Here is an 18,299-nt window from a genome sequence, read left to right on the forward strand (position 1 = left end):
ACTGCTGGGCGTCGACCAACTCCCAGTCGGCGGTGTCCGGTTCCCCTCCGACCGCCTCGGGGTCGGCACTCCTGCGCGGGAAGAAGCGCACCACGCGCCCGCGCGCCGAGGTCCCGGCTCCGTGACCATCCGCTGGGCCGGCGCCGGCGCTCCCGCTGTCACCGTGCTACCGACTCGGCTTCCGCAAAGCCTTCTTCGCCGAGGTTGCGGGGCTGTCGGGGAAGCTCGGTCAGCCGCCGACCAGTGTGGTGAGCGCGCCCACCGGGTCGGTGTCAGGGGTGCCCCGCGGCCACCAGTCCTCCCGGTCCGGGTCCGACTCGTAGCCGTACCAGAGGCCGTCGCGGCCGAAGCGCAGCTGGAGCATGGGGGCACCCCCGGCCGAAGGCTGGGGGAGGGTGGAGAGCTGGTTGCGCCAGGGGCGGAAGGGCGGGAAGTCGGCGGCGATGAGCGCGGGTCGGGCCCGGTCGAAGGGCCCGGCGGGCGGATCCCACGGCTCTTCGAGTACCGCGAGGGCCGCGAGGCCGCCCTGCCGCCAGGCCGCGACGGCGCGGGACAGGTCGATGGAGGTGCGGCCGGAGGCTGCCGCGAGGTCGCGGTAGAGGGCCCGGGTGGACGCGGTCAGCCCGGAGCCGGGGTGCGCGGCGGCCAGCCGGACCGCGTCCTGCCACTGCGTCAGCTGGGCGACGGGGTCCCGGCCGGTGGTCAGGAGGGTGTGGGCGCGCGCGGCGGCCTCGCCCGCGAGCAGGTCCAGGGCGAGCGGGTCGGGTGCGCCGGGCGCGTCCGGATACGACGGCGGTCGCCCGGCGCGGTGGGGGGCCCGGAGCGGGGGCGGCAGGGCCGGCCGCACCTGTGCGGTGACCGCGTCGCGGGCGAGGACGGTCGCCAGGGGAGCGGCGCCGGCGGTGACGGATCGCTCGGCGGCCGACCGTGTGGCGTTGCGGCGGGCCAGCGCGGCGAGGATCTCCCGCTCGCCCATGCCGCGCATCAGGAAGAGCACGAAAGGGTCCTCGTCCAGCAGCCGGGCCGTCTGGTAACAGAGCGCCGCCACATGCTTGCAGGGGTAACCGTCGTCCGGGCAGGAGCAGTCGGGGATCAGGTCGCCGGGCGCGGGCAGCAGATCGACGGCGGCCGCCAGCCCGTGCGGCACGTCCTTGTCGAGCAGCGCCGCGATGTGGTCGGGACGGGCCGCCGCCGCGGCCAGGAAGTCGTCCCAGTCGTCGTCGGAGAGGGTGTGCAGGCGGATCTCCGTGCGGTACGGGCGCGGCCGGCTTCCCTGGACGTAGGCCATGACGCGGCCGGGTGTGACGGTGATGGACGCGACGTTCCCACCACGGGCGTAGGCGCGGCCGCGGGACAGCCGGGCCCGGTCGAGTGCCATGTCCTCCAGCGCGTCCACCCAGGCGTTGCCCCACCAGGTGGCGGCGGCCTCCTCGCCGGCGAGCGGCTCAAGGGCGGGGAATGTACGCCGGTGGTCGTCGTGCCCGGGCAGGGACCCGGAACGCGGGCCGGGGCGGGCCCCGGGCCGGGTGGCACCCGGACGGGGCCGGTCGGGCCGGTTCATGAGGACCTCCGCAGCGAGACGAGGTCGGCCAGCTCCCGGTCGGTCAGCTCGGTCAGGGCCGCCTCGCCCGAGCCCAGCACCGAGTCCGCCAGCGCCCGCTTGGCGGCGAGCATGTCGGCGATGCGGTCCTCCACCGTCCCCTCCGCCACCAGCCGGTGGACCTGCACGGGCTGGGTCTGGCCGATGCGGTAGGCCCGGTCGGTCGCCTGTTCCTCGACCGCCGGGTTCCACCAGCGGTCGTAGTGGACGACATGTCCGGCCCTGGTGAGGTTCAGTCCGGTGCCGGCGGCCTTGAGGGAGAGGATGAACACCGGGATCTCGCCGGACTGGAAGCGGTCGACCATGCGCTCGCGCTCGGCCACCGGGGTGCCGCCGTGCAGGAGCTGGCCGGGGATCGCGCGGGATGCGAGATGGGCGGACAGCAGTCTGGCCATGGACACGTACTGGGTGAAGATCAGGACGGAGCCGTCCTCGGACAGGATCGTCTCGAGCAGCTCGTCGAGGAGCGCGAGCTTGCCGGAGCGGCCGACGAGACGGGAGGTCGGGCCCTGTGGCCCGTACTCCTTGAGGAACTGTGCCGGGTGGTTGCAGATCTGTTTGAGGGAGGTCAGCAGCTTCATCACCAGGCCACGGCGCGCGATGCCCTGCGCACCCTCGATCGCCGCCATCGTCTCCCGCACGACCGCTTCGTACAGGGACGCCTGCTCGCGGGTGAGCGCGACGGGATGGTCGGACTCCGTCTTCGGGGGCAGCTCCGGCACGATGCCCGGATCGGACTTCCTGCGGCGCAGCAGGAAGGGGCGGACCAGCCGGGCCAGCCGCTGGGCCGCGTCCTGGTCCTCCCCGTTCTCGACCAGGCGTGCGTGACGTGCGCGGAAGGCCTTGAGCGGCCCGAGCAGACCCGGCGTCGTCCAGTCGAGCAGCGCCCAGAGCTCGGAGAGGTTGTTCTCCACGGGGGTGCCGGTGAGGGCGACGCGGGCGGGGGTCGGGATGGTGCGCAGGGCCTTGGCGGTCGCCGAGAACGGATTCTTCACATGCTGTGCCTCGTCCGCGACGACCATGCCCCAGGTGTGTGCGGCCAGCCGCTCCGCGCCGGAGCGCATGGTGCCGTAGGTGGTCAGTACGAATCCGGCGTCTGCTCCGTCACCGGCCAGGTCGGCGGGCTCGGGCAGGGTGCGGTCGGCGCCGTGGAAACGGCGCACCGGCACCCCGGGGGCGAACCGGGCGATCTCCCGCTGCCAGTTGCCGAGCAGGGAGGCCGGGCAGACGACGAGCGTCGGCGCCCTGCGTGCCCGGCGCAGATGGAGGGCGATCACGGTGATCGTCTTGCCGAGACCCATGTCGTCGGCGAGACAGCCGCCGAGCCCGAGGCCGGTCATCAGGTCGAGCCAGGCCAGACCGCGCAGCTGGTAGTCACGCAGCGTGGCGTCCAGGCCCGGCGGGGCCTCAACGGGAGCGGCCGCGGCGGTGAGGCGGTCGCGCAGGCTCTCCAGCGCCCCGGTCGGCACCGCCTGCACGGTCTCGCCGTCCACCTCGGCGGTCCCGGTCAGCGCCACGGCCAGCGCGTCGACGGGCTCGAGCAGCCCCAGCTCGCGCTTGCGCGCCTTGCGTACGAGGTCGGGGTCGACCACGACCCACTGGTCGCGCAGCCGCACGACGGGGCGGTGCGACTCGGCCAGTGCGTCCATCTCCCGCTCGGTGAGCGGATCGCCGTCCAACGCCAACTGCCAGTTGAACTTGAGCAGTTGATCGCTGTCGAAGAACGGCGTGCCGTCGGTCGCCGAGCCGGGCGCGGACCGTACGACGGCGGCGGCCGTGAGCGTACGCGCCAGCTCCTTGGGCCAGTGGACGGCCACGCCCGCCGCGTCCAGACGGGCGGCGCCGGGCCCCAGCAGCTCGTACAGCTCGTCCTCGGTCAACGGCAGCACATCCGGCACGTCCCGCTCCAGCAGGCGGGCCAGCGGCGGCCAGACCCGGGCGGCGCGGCGCAGCGCCAGTACGGCGTCGATCCGGGCGCGCGGACCGAAGTGCTCGTCGCCGTCGCCCGCCCACAGCCGCGTGGCGTCCATCACGAGCGTCGGGTCGGCGAGACTGTGCACCTGGACCAGGGCCGCCCCGGCACTGCGCTGCGCCCCGTCCTCCTGGGCCGTGTCGAAGAGCTCGAAGGCGGACAGGTCCAGGCGCAGGGAGACCCGCACCCCCGCGTCCATCCCGGCGGCGGCCTCGGCGGCCCACTCACGCGCGGCCGGAAGATGCTGCGCGGCGACGGCCGCGAACGGCGCCCCCGCGGCGTGCGCGGCCGCGGGGGTACGCGGCAGGCTGTCGGCGACCGCGTCGAAGAACGCGCGGACCAGGGCCTCGGGGTCGGGCAGCCGCAGGGGTCGCAGCCCGGGGACGGGAACGGCATGCGCTTCGTAGGGCATGGCGGCCGCGATGGCGCGCAGCTGGGCGATGTCGTCCGCGTCCAGCGGCCCGGCCCGCCATGCGTCGTGGTCTCCGGCGGTCAGGCCCGGCAGCAGTCGGCCCCGGGCCACCAGATGGAGGGCGTGCAGAGCGGCGGCGCCCCAGCAGGCGGCCGCCGGGTGCGCGGCCGGATCGTGACGGGCTCGGGCGAGCAGCGGCAGTGCGTCGCCGACCGGCAGCAGGACGGCGGGCACGCTGCGGCCGCGCACCCCGGTTCCGTGCCGCCTGACCACGGTGAGCTCGCCCGTCCCGGCGCCGGGCCGGCCCGGCGCACCGGTCACGGCGTCGGCCGGGCCCGGGAGCGGGCCGCCGTCCGGGCCCGGCAGCGGGCCGCCGTCCGGGGCCCAGAAGGCGACCCGGCCTTGGCGGGGCAGATCGGCCGGCACGAAGACCGCGGCGCAGGCGCGCAGCGGATGCGCCGGACGGCTCGCTTCCACGCTCAACAGGGCCACCTCCCCTCCGCCGGTCGGGTGCGGGCGCCGCAGCGCCCGAGCACCGAATCATTTGATCCTCGACCTTACGGGCGGGGTCTGACAATGACCCCGGTCACCGCTGTGACCTGCGTGGATGTCGGCAATGGGCGCCTGTCAGGCCGCGCCGGGCGGCAGGGTCGGCGGGAGTGGCGAAGTGATTCGTTCCGCCTGGATCTCTGCCGCTGTCAGCTCCTCCAGGGACGTGGCCGTCTCCGGGTCGGGCCGCCCCGGCAGCGACCGTTCGGGCACCGGCTGTTCCCTGACCCCCTGGTCGGGGACCGACCGATCGGGAACCGGCTGATCAGCGGCCGACGGCTCCGGCGCGTACCCGTCCGGCGCAGGCGGCTCAGGCGCCGGCTGTCCGGACACCTGCGGCAGCGTTCCAGGCTGCTGTGCCCGCTCCAGGAACCGCAACAGCTCGACGGGGAACGGCAGTACCAGCGTGGAGTTCTTCTCGGCGGCGACGGCGACCACGGTCTGCAGCAGCCGCAGCTGCAGGGCGGCCGGCTGCTTCGACATCTCCTGTGCGGCCTGGGCCAGCTTCTTCGACGCCTGCAGTTCCGCATCGGCGTTGATGACCCGGGCGCGCCGCTCACGGTCCGCCTCGGCCTGCCGCGCCATCGACCGCTTCATCGCCTCCGGCAGCGACACATCCTTGATCTCCACCCGGTCGACCTGCACACCCCAGCCGACCGCCGGGCTGTCGATCATCAACTCCAGCCCCTGGTTGAGCTTTTCGCGGTTGCAGAGCAGATCGTCCAGATCGCTCTTGCCGATGATGGATCGCAGTGAGGTCTGCGCCATCTGCGACACCGCGAAGCGATAGTCCTCGACCTCGACGACGGCGTTGGCCGGGTCGATCACCCGGAAGTACACGACCGCGTCCACCCGCACCGTGACGTTGTCGCGGGTGATGCCCTCCTGGGCCGGGATGGGCATGGTCACGATCTGCATGTTCACCTTGCGCAGCCGGTCGACCCCGGGGACGATCAGGGTGAATCCCGGCGTGCGCACCTGGTTGCGCAGCCTGCCGAGGCGGAACACCACACCTCGTTCGTACTGCTTCACGACCTTCGCCGCAGCCACCACGTACACCGCACAAGCGGACGCGGCCGCCACGCCGGCGACCACCAGCTCCTCGACCATCAGGGCACCCCTTACCGTCCGAGGTGATATCGCGGATGACACGTACCACGGTATGACCGTTATGCCCTGAGGGGCGAACCCTCACACGGTCCTCGCTGCGGGTCCCGGGGAGGGCCGGCCCGCCGCCGGCCCTCCCCGCCGCACCGGGGGCCGTCAGAGGTGCCTGCGCACCCGTGCAATCAGCTGCGCGGTGTGATTCCGGCGGACCCGTGCCACCAGGGCCAGCAGTACGAAGAAGACGGCCGGCGTGAGCGCGTACTGCTTGTCGAACACCGTGACCTGGGTGATGAACGCCCCGATCATCAGCCCCATCAGCGCCAGGGCGGAGACACCGGACAGGATCGGGATCACCAGCGCGATCGCACCGACGAGCTCCAGCGACCCCACGAGGTACATGTACCGGTCGCCGTAGCCGATCCTGTCGAAACTCTCGGTGGCCGAGGGGTGCGCGACGAGTTTCGGGGCGGCGCCGGCGATCGCGAGGAACAGCGCCAGCAGGCTCTGCAGCGCGCGCACGGCGAGGTGCGTACGGCGCCCCGCGATCGCGCCGACGGCCGTGGTGGTGGGGGTGGCCGTGGTGGTGGTTGCGGACATCGTGGGTCTCCTCCGGTGAGTGTTCGCGCGCTGCCCGGCGCGTTCAGGAGGTGGACCGGGACGGCGCCCGGAACTCATCGCACTTCCGGGCGCGGGTCGGGTGCATCCTGGAGGGTGAGAGGCGATGGCCATGCGTACCGGGAACGAACCGATCACCGCGCGCAGCCCTCTGCGGCTGCGGTTCTGGCTGAGCGTATGGGGCATGATCTGGGCCGCTGCGGGCACCACGGCCTTCGCCCTCGTCGGCCGCCCCGGCTGGGCGGCGGCATGCGGAGCACTGATGGTGATCGTGACCGTGGACCTGGTGATGGTGCTGCGCCATATCCACCAGGGGCCGCACTACCAGCCGGGCCGCGACATCCCGCCGTACGAACCCGACCACGGCTGACGCGGCCCGCCCCCCAAGCGGTTGCGGCGTCACCCCTCGCCGTCGAAGCGCGCGGCCTTCAGATACTCGGGCTTCGGGTCCAGCGCGGCCGCCAGGCGGAAGTGACGCTTCGCCTGCTCGGGCCGGCCGGACCGCTCGAAGGTGCGGGCCAGTGCGAAGTGCGCGAACGCGTTGTCCGGCTCGCGCTCCAGGACCAGCTCGAACTCGAGCTCGGCCGGGCGAAGTTGGGCCGCCGCGAAGAAGGCGCGGGCCCGCAGCAGCCGAGCCGCCGTGTTCTCGGGATGGGCCGCGATCACCGAGTCGAGCAGCTTGACGGCGCCACGCGGGTCCCGCGCGGCAAGCAACTGCTCTGCGGCGCGGTAGTCGATGACGTGCGTATCCGGGTTGCTGTGGGGCACGGTCGCATCCTTCCCTTCGCTGCCCGGTTCCAACACCGCTTGGCGCAGCGCTATTCCGGTGGCACGACCGCCCCGCCGAGGGCCCGCCGCCCCGCAGCCCGCGCCCGCGCAGGACCCACAACGCCGACCGTCAGGAGGCCGCCCGGCGTGACAGCTCCTGCCAGACCGTGCGGACCTGCGGTTCCAGCTCTTCCAGCGGCCCATCGTTGTCGATCACCAGATCCGCGACGGCCCGCCGCTCCTCGCGCGTGGCCTGTGCCGCCATCCGCGCCCGCGCCTCGGACTCCTCCATGGCGCGCAGCCGCACCAGCCGGTCCAGCTGGGTCTCGGGCGCCGCGTCGACGACCACGACCACGTCGTAGAGCGGAGCCAGCTTGTTCTCGGTGAGCAGCGGTACGTCGTGGACGACGACCGTGTCCGGGCCTGCGGCGTTCTGCAGCTGCTGGGAGCGCGCGCCGACCAGCGGATGGACGATCGCGTTCAGCGCGGCGAGGCGCTCCGCGTCGGCGAACACGATGGAGCCGAGCTTGGGCCGGTCGAGAGAGCCGTCCGCCGCGAGGATGCCGGTACCGAAGGCGTCGACGACGGCCGCCAGCCCCGGTGTGCCCGGCTCGACGACCTCCCGGGCGATCCGGTCGGCGTCGATCAACACCGCCCCGTACGAGACGAAAAGCCGGGACACCTCGCTCTTGCCGGCTCCGATTCCGCCGGTCAACCCCACGGTCAGCATGGCGGCAGCCTACGCGAGCCCCCTCAGGCGTCGCCCTCCCGCTCCGCGAGGAAGCGCTCGAACTCGAGGCCGATCTCCTCGGCGGACGGCAGGTCGACCGGCTCGGCGACCAGGCTGCCCCGGGTCTCCGCCCCGGCCACCGCGTCGTACTGGTGCTCCAGGCCCTGCACGAGTGCCACCAGCTCCTCGTCGCCCTCACCGATCTGCCGCTCGATCTCGGTCTGGGTGCGGTGCGCCTCGGTGCGCAGCGAATGCGCGACGCCCGGCAGCACCAGGCCGGTCGCGGCCGTGATCGCCTCCAGCGCGGTCAGCGCCGCGTCCGGGTAGGAGGAGCGGGCGACGTAGTGCGGCACATGGGCGGCGACGCCCAGCACATCGTGGCCGGACTCCATCAGGCGGTACTCGACGAGGGACTCGGCACTGCCCGGCACCTGCGCCTCGTCGAAGGGGCTGCGGTGGCCCGGCATGAGGTCCGTGCGGTTGCCGTGCGGGGTGAGGCCGACCGGACGCGTGTGCGGGACGCCCATCGGGATGCCGTGGAAGTTGACCGAGAGGCGCACTCCGAGCCGCTCGACGATCTGGCGTACGGCGGCCGCGAAACGCTCCCACTCGACGTCCGGCTCGGGGCCGGAGAGCAGCAGGAACGGGGCACCGGTGGCGTCCTGGACCAACCGGACGTCGATCGTCGGGGTCTCGTACCCGGCCCAGCGGTCGCGCCGGAAGGTGAGCAGCGGGCGGCGGGCACGGTAGTCCACGAGCCTGTCGTGGTCGAAACGCGCCACAATCTGGTGGGGAAGCGACTCCAGCAGGTTGTCGACAATCTGCTCGCCGGTCTCACCCGCGTCGATGTAGCCGTCGAAGTGGTACAGCATGACCAGGCCGGCCGACTCCTGCGCGAGCGCCATGTCGACGACCGCGAGGCCCTTCGGCTCCCATTCGTACAAACCCTGCGGATCAAGCACGATTACCGCTCCTCCTCGTGTTCGTACAGAAGAACGCGTGGTCGTGCGGGTGCATTCCCCGTTCCGCCGCCGAACACGCCGCCGACGTGGCCCAGTTCGCCCCGAGAACGGCGCAAGGCCCGCTCCCCTCGGGGAGCGGGCCTTGCGTCAGCTGTTCACCAGCCCGGGGTCAGAGCCTCAGCTCTGGCCGCCGGCCAGCTTCTCGCGCAGGGCAGCCAGGGCCTCGTCCGACGCCAGGGCGCCGGAGTTGTCGTCCGACTCCGAGGAGTACGAACCACCCGAGACACCGGCACCGGCACCCGCACCCGCGGCGGGGGCGGCAGCACCCTCGGCGGCAGCGGCCTCGTCGGCCTCGCGGGACTTGATGACCTGGGCCTGGTGCTGCTCGAAGCGCTGCTGCGCCTCGGCGTACTGGGTCTCCCACGCCTCGCGCTGGGTCTCGAAGCCGTCGAGCCAGTCGTTGGTCTCCGGGTCGAAGCCCTCGGGGTAGATGTAGTTCCCCTGGTCGTCGTAGGACGCGGCCATGCCGTACAGCGTCGGGTCGAACTCGACCGAGGCCGGGTCGGCACCGAAGGACTCGTTGGCCTGCTTCAGCGAGAGGCTGATGCGACGGCGCTCGAGGTCGATGTCGATGACCTTGACGAAGATCCCGTCGTTGACCTGGACGACCTGCTCCGGGATCTCCACGTGGCGCTCGGCCAGCTCGGAGATGTGGACCAGGCCCTCGATGCCCTCGTCGACGCGCACGAACGCACCGAACGGAACGAGCTTGGTGACCTTACCCGGGACGACCTGACCGATCTGGTGGGTCCGGGCGAACTGCTGCCACGGGTCCTCCTGCGTCGCCTTGAGCGACAGGGAGACGCGCTCGCGGTCCATGTCGACGTCGAGAACCTCGACGGTGACTTCCTGGCCGACCTCGACAACCTCGGAGGGGTGGTCGATGTGCTTCCAGGAGAGCTCGGAGACGTGGACGAGACCGTCGACGCCACCCAGGTCCACGAAGGCACCGAAGTTGACGATCGAGGAAACGACGCCGGAGCGGACCTGACCCTTCTGCAGGGTGGTGAGGAACGTCTGGCGCACCTCGGACTGGGTCTGCTCGAGCCAGGCACGGCGGGACAGGACCACGTTGTTGCGGTTCTTGTCCAGCTCGATGATCTTCGCCTCGAGCTCCTTGCCCACGTAGGGCTGGAGGTCGCGGACGCGACGCATCTCGACGAGGGACGCCGGCAGGAAGCCACGGAGGCCGATGTCGAGGATGAGACCACCCTTGACGACCTCGATGACGGTGCCGGTGACGATGCCGTCCTCTTCCTTGATCTTCTCGATGGTGCCCCAGGCACGCTCGTACTGGGCGCGCTTCTTCGAGAGGATCAGGCGGCCTTCCTTGTCCTCCTTCTGGAGAACAAGGGCCTCGATCTCGTCGCCGACCTTGACGACCTCGTTCGGGTCGACGTCGTGCTTGATCGAGAGCTCGCGGCTCGGGATGACACCTTCGGTCTTGTAACCGATGTCGAGCAGGACCTCGTCCCGGTCGACCTTCACGATGACGCCGTCGACGATGTCGCCGTCGTTGAAGTACTTGATCGTCTCGTCGATCGCGGCGAGGAAGGCTTCCTCGTTACCGATGTCGTTGACCGCAACCTGCGGGGTGGTGGCGGTGGTCTCGGTGCTGCTCGTCATGTGGGAAAGGGCTCCGGTACGGACATTGAAGTCGTAGGTACTGCTACGCCGAGAGCCAGTTATCGCAGCTGCAGAAGCCGCACAGCCTAGGAAGCGCCGACCCAGAACTGGCGGCGCCTCGTGAACCGAGGGATACATACAGATGCGAGCGCGGCCTGCTCTGTCTGAGGCGCGCAGGCCCGCAGCGCAACTTGTAGCATACGGGGGCAGCCGGGCATGGTCAATGCGCGAAGGCGCACACCCGGGGCGGAACGCCCCATACCTGGCACAACTAATGTTTGCCGAGGCCACAATGGCTGCTTCCCGGCCGCCGTCGGCGGTGCTGCACGCAAACTACAACGACGGTGACGATGAGCCAAGATTTCGAACCGGAAGCCACCCGCCGTGACGCAGGGGATTCGGAGAGCAGCCGGGCGAGCAGGGGCTGGTGGGACCGCAACGCCGACGAGTACCAGAACGAGCACGGCGCGTTCCTGGGCGACGACCGGTTCGTCTGGGGCCCGGAGGGCCTGGACGAGGCGGAGGCCGGTCTGCTGGGACCCGCAGGGTCGCTGAAGGGCCTGGACATCCTCGAGATCGGCGCGGGAGCGGCGCAGTGCTCACGCTGGCTGGCCGCACAGGGCGCGCGCCCGGTGGCGCTGGACCTCTCCCACCGCCAGCTTCAGCACGCGCTGCGCATCGGCGGTGACGTACCGCTGGTGGAGGCGGACGCAGGCGCGCTGCCGTTCCGGGACGGCGCCTTCGACCTGGCGTGCTCGGCGTACGGCGCGGTGCCGTTCATCGCGGACCCGGTGAAGGCGTTCCAGGAGATCAGGCGGGTGCTGCGGCCCGGCGGACGCTGGGTCTTCTCGGTGACACACCCGATCCGCTGGGCCTTCCCCGACGAGCCCGGGCCCGAGGGTCTCTCGGTGGCCGCCTCGTACTTCGACCGCACCCCGTACGTCGAGCAGGACGATGCGGGCCGCGCCGTGTACGTCGAGCACCACAGGACCCTGGGCGACCGGGTGCGCGACGTGGTGGCCGGCGGTTTCCGGCTGCTCGACCTGGTCGAGCCGGAATGGCCCGCATGGAACAGCCACGAGTGGGGCGGCTGGTCCCCGCTGCGGGGGAATCTGATCCCGGGCACGGCGATCTTCGTCTGCGAACGCGCGTGAGCGGTGTCCGCGTGATCCGTGACGAGGCCCTGGACCTGCCCGTACGCACCGCGCTGCCGGCCCTGGAGGCGGCACTCGACGGGCACGGTGCCGCGGTGCTGTGCGCGCCGCCCGGGACCGGCAAGACGACGCTCGTTCCCCTCGCTCTCGCGGAGCGCGGCGCCCGGGTCGTCGTCGCCGAGCCGCGGCGGATCGCCGCGCGGGCGGCTGCCCGGCGGATGGCGTGGCTGCTCGGGGAGAAGCCCGGCGGCCGGGTGGGGTTCACCGTGCGCGGGGAGCGGGCGGTGGGGCGGGACACGGTCGTGGAGGTCGTCACCACGGGTGTGCTGCTTCAGCGCCTGCAACGCGACCAGGAACTGTCCGGCGTCGACGTGGTGATGCTCGACGAGTGCCATGAGCGGCATCTGGACGCGGACACGGTGGCGGCGTTCCTGCTGGACGTGCGGGCCGCCCTGCGGCCGGAGTTGCGGCTGCTGGCGGCCTCGGCGACCACGGACGCGGCCGGCTGGGCCCGGCTGCTCGGGGACGCGCCGGTGGTGGCGGCCGAGGGCGTCGCGCATCCGGTGGACGTCGTCCGGGCGCCGGTGACGCGCCCGGTGCGGCCGCCGCACGGGATGCGGGTCGATCCGGCGTTCCTGGCGCATGTGGCCTCGGTGGTGCGCAGGGCACTGGCCGAACGCTCCGGTGACGTGCTGTGCTTCCTGCCCGGTGTCGGTGAGATCGCGCGGGTGGCGGGAATGCTCGGTGAGGTGGACGCCACGGTCCTCCAGGTGCACGGGCGGGCGCCGGCCGCCGTGCAGGACGCCGTGCTCGGGGGTGGCGCCGGGCGCCGGGTGGTACTGGCGACGTCGGTCGCCGAGTCGTCGCTCACGGTGCCGGGCGTACGGGTGGTGGTGGACTCGGGTCTCGCGCGCGAGCCGCGCACGGACCATGCGCGGGGACTGAGCGCACTCACGACGGTCCGCGCCTCGCAGGCGGCGGCGCGGCAGCGGGCGGGCCGTGCCGGCCGCGAGGCGCCGGGGACCGTGTACCGCTGCTGGGCCGAGGCGGAGGACGCCCGGCTGCCGCGGTTCCCCTCGCCCGAGATCAAGGTCGCGGACCTGGCCGCGTTCGCCCTGCAGGCGGCGTGCTGGGGCGACCCGGCGGCCACCGGCCTGGCGCTGCTGGACCCGCCGCCGGCCGGCGCGCTGGCGGCGGCGCGGTCGGTGCTGAGCGCCATCGGCGCGGTGGACGCCGACGGCAGGGCCACGGAACGGGGCGTACGGATGTCCCGGCTGGGCGTGCACCCCCGGCTGGCCCGTGCCCTGCTCGACGGCGCCCGTCAGGTGGGTGGACGCCGGGTGGCCGAGGTGGTCGCGCTGCTGAGCGAGGAACCGCCCCGGGAGTACGGGGACGACCTGGCCGCGGCCTGGCGTGCCGCCCGGCGCGGCGGCGACGCCTACGGGGCGCGCTGGCGTGCGGAGGCGAGACGGCTGGAGTCGTCGTTGTCGGGGGCGTCGGGTCACGGGGCCGTCGGGGGCACGGCGCGTCGGGGCGGCGATGCGCCGTCGGCCACGGGCTCAGGTCCGGGCAGCGGCCCCGCGCACGGCAAACCGGGTGCCGCGACCCGCGGCGGACAGGCCGGCGACGACGCCGTCGCCGGCCTCGTCACCGCGCTCGCCTTCCCCGAGCGGGTGGCGCGGGCGCGCGGGGAGCAGACCTTCCTGATGGCCTCCGGGACCGGTGCGGAGCTCGGCGAGGGCTCGCGGCTGCGGAGCACACCATGGCTGGCCGTCGCCGTGGCGGACCGGGCCGCAACCGCCGCGTCCGCGCGGGTGCGGCTCGCTGCCGTCATCGACGAGGACACCGCCCGCGCGGCCGCCTCGCATCTGCTCGCCGGCGACGAGGAGGTGCACTGGCAGGAGGGCGATGTGGTCGCACGCACCGTGGACCGGCTGGGCGCGGTGGAGCTCTCCGTACGGCCGCTGAAGAAACCGGACCCGGCCCTCGTACGGGATGCGCTGATGGAGGGGCTGCGGCGCGAGGGGCTCGGGCTGCTCCACTGGACACGTGAGGCGCAGGAGCTTCGCGAGCGTCTCGCGTTCGTGCACCGGGTGCTGGGCCCGCCCTGGCCGGACGTCGCGGACACGGCGCTGCTGGACCGCGCCGGCGAGTGGCTGGAGCCGGAACTCTCCCGCGCCCGGCGGCGGGCCGACATGGCCCGGATCCAGGCGGGCCAGGCGCTGCAGCGCCTGCTGCCGTGGGCGAGCGGCGACGCGGCCCGGCTCGACGAGCTCGCACCGGAGCGGATCGAGGTGCCGAGCGGTTCACGGATCCGGGTGGAGTACGGCGGGGAGCAGCCGGTGCTGGCGGTGAAGGTGCAGGAACTGTTCGGACTGCGCGAGACACCGAAGGTCGCGGGAGTGCCCGTGCTGGTGCACCTTCTCTCCCCCGCGGGCCGCCCCGCCGCCGTCACCGCGGACCTGGCGTCGTTCTGGCGGGAGGGGTACCGGGCCGTACGGGCGGAACTGCGCGGCCGCTATCCCAGGCACCCGTGGCCCGAGGATCCGGCGACGGCGGAACCGACCCGGCACACGAAGGCGCGGCTCAACCGCTGAGCGCCGGTTCGGGGTCGCGGACCGGGGCGGCCGGGGCGGGATCGTCCGGGCGCCGTGAGCGGGCCTCCAGCCACAGGGAGAGTGCCAGCAGTCCCCCGCCGAGCGTGACGAGCCCCCATGGAAGATACGAGGTCATCAGCAGCACCAGCTGCCGCTGGGAGCCGACGAGTTCCACCGTGTGATCGATGTAGTCCTCGCGCATCCGCACATGCCCGGCGAAGGCGGTGACCTTGTCGCGGCCTCCGAGCAGCGAGCCGCCGCGCAGTTCCTCCTCGTGGATCTCCTCGCCGTTGACCGGCGCGCCGGTGACCGGGTCGACCCAGAACATCCGCTTGGTGGTGTACCAGCGGGTGGTGCCTGTCTGCTTCTCGAGCGTGGTCGCATCGATGCCGGGGATGGGCATCGTCTTCGGGTACAACACCTTGGTCCAGGGGATGGTCTGCTCGAAGTAGTACACGTCCAGACCGCGGAAGGTGCGGGTGCCCTGGTAGTGGATGGGCGCGGAGGTGCGGGTCTGGGCGTCGAAGTACTCGTAGTCACGCTTCTCGGTGAGGAACGGCCACTTGAACTCGATGCCTTCCCGCCGTACCGCGTCGCCGTCGACCGCCTCTCCGGTCGCGTGCACGGGTGCCTGGCTGTGCGCGTCGAAGATGTAGCGCTCGGGGATCCGGGAGACCATCGCGCCGTCGGGTCCCACCACATAGGAGAGGGAGTCCCAGACGACGACATCGCGGCCGGCGCTGCGCTCGATCTTCCTGGACTCCTCCACATTGCCCTTGAGCGTCTGCACGATGGTGACCTTGTCGACCCGCTTCGCCTGGAGGGTGCCGTAGTCGAGGAGGGTCGCGGGCCTCGCCTCGAGGACCATCTCCTGGTACTGGGCGGGCGGGATCTTGGCGAGGCGGGGGAAGGCGTACCAGCGCAGCAGAGGCGCCAGGGCGGCGCAGAAGACGGCGAGGGCGACGAGGACGAGGCTGGCTCTGCGGCGCACGGTCCGTCCCCTACTTCTTCGGTCCTGGGACGGTGGTCAGCAGCGGCTTCGGCGAGGTCGTGCCCTCGGGTGCGCCGATCGCGGTGAGGGTGAGGACGAGGACGAGGGCGGCGACCAGCCCGATGGCGGCTGCGGCGAGGGCACGCATGCTCGGCCTCCCGGGGGCTCGGAGCTGATATGGCGTCAGGGCGGGGGCACCGTAGCAACGCGGCCGTGAGATGAGAACAGCGAGAACGTGAAGCACCGCACGACGCGCCACACCGCCCCTGCGCCGGTGCGGCACAGGGGCGGTGCGGGAATGCTGCCGTGCGGCGGCGCTCCGGTCAGGGGGCCGGGGACGGGGCGGGCGTGGCCTGGGGCGCCACCTTCAGCTCGATGTCCACGGATGCACCGCCGGCAGTGGTGAGCCGGAGCAGGAAGGTGCCTTCCGTGCTGTCCGCGAAGATCTTCGGGAGCTTGAGAACGCCGTCGGCGTCGGTCCTGAGCTCCGTCAGGGTGCGGACCGGGTTCCCGTCGGCGTCCTTGAAGTACGGCCCCTTGTCGTTCGTGGCCGGGGTCTCGGCCGAGGTGATCATGGTGGCGGTGACCGCCACACCGGAGGCGACGCCGCCTTGGTACGTGGCCTTGACCTCGACGTCGTCCGCGAACTCGGAGCCGGGGGTCGCCGTCAGCGCCTTCCCGTCGGTCCGTACGACCTTGTCCGCCTCCCGCTGGGTGACGGTCGCGGGGATGCCGACGGCAGGCAGCGAGCGGGCCTCCACCGTGGCGCGGACGACGAAGGCACCGGTCCGCTCCCCCGCGACCAGGGCGGGTGCGGTGGCCGTGCCGTCGAGCCCGGTGACAAGGGTGACGCTCGACTTTCCGCCGGGGAAGCGCGTGTCGGTGGTGCCGACGATCTCGAAACGGACGGGCTGCTTCGGGAGGCCGGCACCGGCGGAGTCCTCCACACGGACCGTGGCCCGCTCGGTGAACATCCGGCCGGCCATGGCCGTCAGCGCGCCGGTGCCCGCGTCCTCGATTCGGGCGGGCTGTACGGGGCTCGGCGTGGGCGGCTCAGGGGTCGGCGGAGTGGGGGCCGGCGGAGTAGGGGCCGGCGGAGTGGGGGCCGGCGACGTGTCGGATCCGTCGGCGGGCTTCGACGGGCGGCCGGGCTTCGGTTCGGGGGTCGGCGCGGTGCCGGGCTTGGAGGGGTTCGGCGTCGGCAGCGGGCCCGCGCTGTCCGGGCGGTCGTCGACCGGCAGCACGCCGGTGCCGTCCGGAACCTCGTGGGTGCCCCGCTTGTAGTAGTCGAACCAGGACAGGACCGTGCGCAGGTATTCGCGGGAGTGGTTGTAGCCGAGGATCGCCTTTTCCAGGTCGCCCGCGACACTGAGGTCCCGGCCGCCCGCACAGAGGTAGCGGCCCGCTGCGAGTGCCGCGTCGTAGATGTTGTTGGGGTCCCTGCGGCCGTCGGCGTTGGCGTCCTGACCCCATGTCTCCCAGGTGGCCGGGATGAACTGCATCGGGCCGACCGCGCGGTCGTGCACGGAGTCGCCGTCGTAGGCACCCTTGTCGGTGTCCGATATGTTCGCGAAGCCGACGCCGTTCAGGACCGGTCCGAGGATCGGCGAGAGGGTGGTGCCCTGGGCGTCGACCTTGCCGCCGCGCGCCTGTCCGGACTCCACCTTGCCGATGGCGGCGAGCAGTTGCCACGGCAGCCGGCACGCGGGATCGGATGCCGAGATGGTCTGTTCGGCCTGCTTGTAGGCGGCGAGGACGGTCGCGGGAATACCGGCCTCCGTCGGGCCGTTCGCCGGCTGATCCGCGGAAGAGGCCGGATGGTCGGGAGCGCCGAGCGGCGGAAGGTCCGTGTAGTACGGGGAGTTGCCGGTGACCGGGGTGCCGGGCGGCACAGTGGCCTCGGACGCTCCCTGGCTGTCATCCGAAGTGGCGGACGTGATGCCGGGCGCCTGCGACGCGGAGAGCGCCGCAACCGCGGCCGCGGCCACGGCGGTCGTCGTCGCCCCCTTGCGCAGCCGGCGACCGAAATGCGCTGCCATACGTCTGGTCCCTCCCCATCAGCGGCTCTTCGCGCTCCCCAGCGCGCAGACTCACGTGACCCTAATGCACTCCGGGCCGCCGGACACCGGCACCTGACCCGTTTTCACCGGTTCGCCACCTCCGTGTTCCCCTGATCGTGAACGGGGAGCATCACGCATACTGGGCCTCAGTGATCAACCGGGTTCAAGGGGGCCATGGGATGCCGTTCACACTGAGCCATGCCGCGGCGGTGCTGCCCGGCGTCCGGCGCAGCGGGACCGGGCGCGGCCCGCTGGTCGCTTCGGCTCTCGTCATGGGCTCGTTCGCCCCTGATATGACGTACTTCGCGGCCAGCGTCTTTCCCGGCGCGATGATGTTCGGGACCGTGACGCACGGGCTGCGGGGTGTGCTGACGGTCGACGTCGTCATCACCGCGGTACTCGTCGGGCTCTGGCTGATGGTGCGTGACCCGCTCGTGGCCCTGCTGCCGCGGGGGTGGCAGGGACGAGTGCACACGTTGGTGCGGGGGCGCCCGTGGCACGACCGGCCACCGCTGGTCACGGCGTTCTGGTTCTACGCCTCCGCGGTGATCGGGGCGGCGACGCATGTCGTGTGGGACGCGTTCACGCACTTCGACCGTTGGGGGATGCGGGTCGCGCCGGTGCTCGGTGAGGTCGTCGCGGGATTCCCCCTCTACACGTACACGCAGTACGGGAGTTCGGTGCTGGCGCTGATCGTCCTGGTCTGGTTCACGGTCTCGGCGCTGCGCCGCCAACCGGTCACCGCGCCGCCGCGGTCCGTGCCGGTGCTCGGCCGGCGCGAGCGGCGGGCGGCCGGCGCACTGCTGGCGGTGTGCGTGCTCGCCGGGGTCGTCCACCGGTGTGTGCGGTGGTACCTGTACTGGGGCGTGATCCACACGCCCTTGGACATCATCCCGACGGCATGCTTCGGCGCGGGTGCGGGGCTGGCGGGGGGTGTGGTGCTGTACGCGGCGGCCGCCCGGCTGCGGGAGCACCGCGACGACGGGGCGCCGGTGCCGGTGCCCGAGACCGAGGCGGACCGCGCCGACGCCTGAGCCCTCGGGCGGGCGGCGCATCCGGGGTGGCCCGCCCCGGGCGCCACGCCCCCGCGACGCGC

The 18,299-nt window shown here is 72.6% G+C and carries 15 protein-coding genes; 4 read left to right on the top strand and 11 right to left on the bottom strand.

Annotated features, from left to right (window positions below; genetic code table 11):
• Positions 1-229 precede the first annotated feature (229 nt).
• The 4 genes from ACFYWI_RS05800 to ACFYWI_RS05815 all read right to left on the bottom strand — a co-directional run bounded on the left by ACFYWI_RS05800 (position 230) and on the right by ACFYWI_RS05815 (position 6,237).
• Entirely contained in the window at positions 230-1,561 is a 1,332-nt protein-coding gene (locus ACFYWI_RS05800; RefSeq protein WP_389225676.1) for an SWIM zinc finger family protein, read from the bottom strand.
• Complete coding sequence (locus tag ACFYWI_RS05805) at positions 1,558-4,461, bottom strand: DEAD/DEAH box helicase (protein ID WP_389226291.1); 2,904 nt, start codon at positions 4,459-4,461, stop codon at positions 1,558-1,560. Before ACFYWI_RS05805 ends, ACFYWI_RS05800 begins: the two co-directional genes overlap by 4 nt.
• Positions 4,462-4,611: 150 nt before the next feature.
• On the bottom strand, positions 4,612-5,643 hold the full coding sequence (locus tag ACFYWI_RS05810; protein ID WP_389225679.1) for an SPFH domain-containing protein: 1,032 nt from the start codon (positions 5,641-5,643) through the stop codon (positions 4,612-4,614).
• Positions 5,644-5,796: 153 nt separating this feature from the next.
• Entirely contained in the window at positions 5,797-6,237 is a 441-nt protein-coding gene (locus ACFYWI_RS05815) for a DoxX family protein (RefSeq protein ID WP_389225682.1), read from the bottom strand.
• A gap of 130 nt (positions 6,238-6,367) precedes the next feature.
• Here ACFYWI_RS05815 and ACFYWI_RS05820 point away from each other — a divergent pair, with 130 nt between their 5' ends.
• Complete coding sequence (locus ACFYWI_RS05820) at positions 6,368-6,625, top strand: DUF6343 family protein (RefSeq protein WP_389226294.1); 258 nt, start codon at positions 6,368-6,370, stop codon at positions 6,623-6,625.
• Between the two features lie 29 nt (positions 6,626-6,654).
• Here ACFYWI_RS05820 and ACFYWI_RS05825 read toward each other — a convergent pair whose 3' ends face one another.
• From ACFYWI_RS05825 to rpsA, 4 genes are all read right to left on the bottom strand, one after another.
• The gene (locus ACFYWI_RS05825; protein ID WP_389225685.1) at positions 6,655-7,023 is read right to left on the bottom strand and encodes a tetratricopeptide repeat protein; all 369 of its coding nucleotides are present in this window, start codon (positions 7,021-7,023) and stop codon (positions 6,655-6,657) included.
• Between the two features lie 130 nt (positions 7,024-7,153).
• Entirely contained in the window at positions 7,154-7,753 is a 600-nt protein-coding gene (coaE, locus tag ACFYWI_RS05830) for a dephospho-CoA kinase (RefSeq protein WP_389225688.1), read from the bottom strand.
• A 23-nt stretch (positions 7,754-7,776) separates the two neighbouring features.
• Positions 7,777-8,715, bottom strand: a complete 939-nt coding sequence (locus tag ACFYWI_RS05835; protein ID WP_389225691.1) for a PAC2 family protein — start codon at positions 8,713-8,715, stop codon at positions 7,777-7,779.
• Positions 8,716-8,892: 177 nt separating this feature from the next.
• Positions 8,893-10,401, bottom strand: a complete 1,509-nt coding sequence (rpsA, locus tag ACFYWI_RS05840) for a 30S ribosomal protein S1 (protein WP_389225694.1) — start codon at positions 10,399-10,401, stop codon at positions 8,893-8,895.
• Positions 10,402-10,751: 350 nt separating this feature from the next.
• Between rpsA and ACFYWI_RS05845 the strand changes: the two genes are divergently transcribed.
• Positions 10,752-11,555: a class I SAM-dependent methyltransferase gene (locus ACFYWI_RS05845; protein ID WP_389225697.1), complete on the top strand. Its 804-nt coding sequence runs from the start codon at positions 10,752-10,754 to the stop codon at positions 11,553-11,555.
• Between the two features lie 11 nt (positions 11,556-11,566).
• Positions 11,567-14,152 carry an ATP-dependent RNA helicase gene (locus ACFYWI_RS05850; protein WP_389225700.1) on the top strand — a complete coding sequence of 862 codons (2,586 nt, stop codon included), beginning with the start codon at positions 11,567-11,569 and terminating at the stop codon, positions 14,150-14,152.
• On the opposite strand, the gene ACFYWI_RS05855 is transcribed toward ACFYWI_RS05850, so the two are convergent.
• The 3 genes from ACFYWI_RS05855 to ACFYWI_RS05865 form a co-directional block, all read right to left on the bottom strand.
• Positions 14,142-15,143 carry a DUF3068 domain-containing protein gene (locus ACFYWI_RS05855; protein WP_389225703.1) on the bottom strand — a complete coding sequence of 334 codons (1,002 nt, stop codon included), beginning with the start codon at positions 15,141-15,143 and terminating at the stop codon, positions 14,142-14,144. The two genes, ACFYWI_RS05850 and ACFYWI_RS05855, sit on opposite strands and share 11 nt — an antisense overlap.
• 10 nt (positions 15,144-15,153) lie before the next feature.
• Positions 15,154-15,291 (bottom strand): SPW_0924 family protein, encoded by a 138-nt coding sequence (locus tag ACFYWI_RS05860; protein ID WP_389225706.1) that lies wholly within the window; start codon positions 15,289-15,291, stop codon positions 15,154-15,156.
• A gap of 175 nt (positions 15,292-15,466) precedes the next feature.
• A complete protein-coding gene (locus tag ACFYWI_RS05865; RefSeq protein WP_389225709.1) occupies positions 15,467-17,182 on the bottom strand; it encodes a lytic transglycosylase in 1,716 nt (571 codons plus the stop codon).
• Between the two features lie 200 nt (positions 17,183-17,382).
• Between ACFYWI_RS05865 and ACFYWI_RS05870 the strand changes: the two genes are divergently transcribed.
• Positions 17,383-18,237, top strand: a complete 855-nt coding sequence (locus tag ACFYWI_RS05870; RefSeq protein ID WP_389225712.1) for a DUF4184 family protein — start codon at positions 17,383-17,385, stop codon at positions 18,235-18,237.
• Positions 18,238-18,299 lie beyond the last annotated feature (62 nt).

Origin of the sequence: Streptomyces sp. NPDC002889 (genome assembly GCF_042888425.1) — a bacterium.
Lineage (GTDB): Bacteria > Actinomycetota > Actinomycetes > Streptomycetales > Streptomycetaceae > Streptomyces.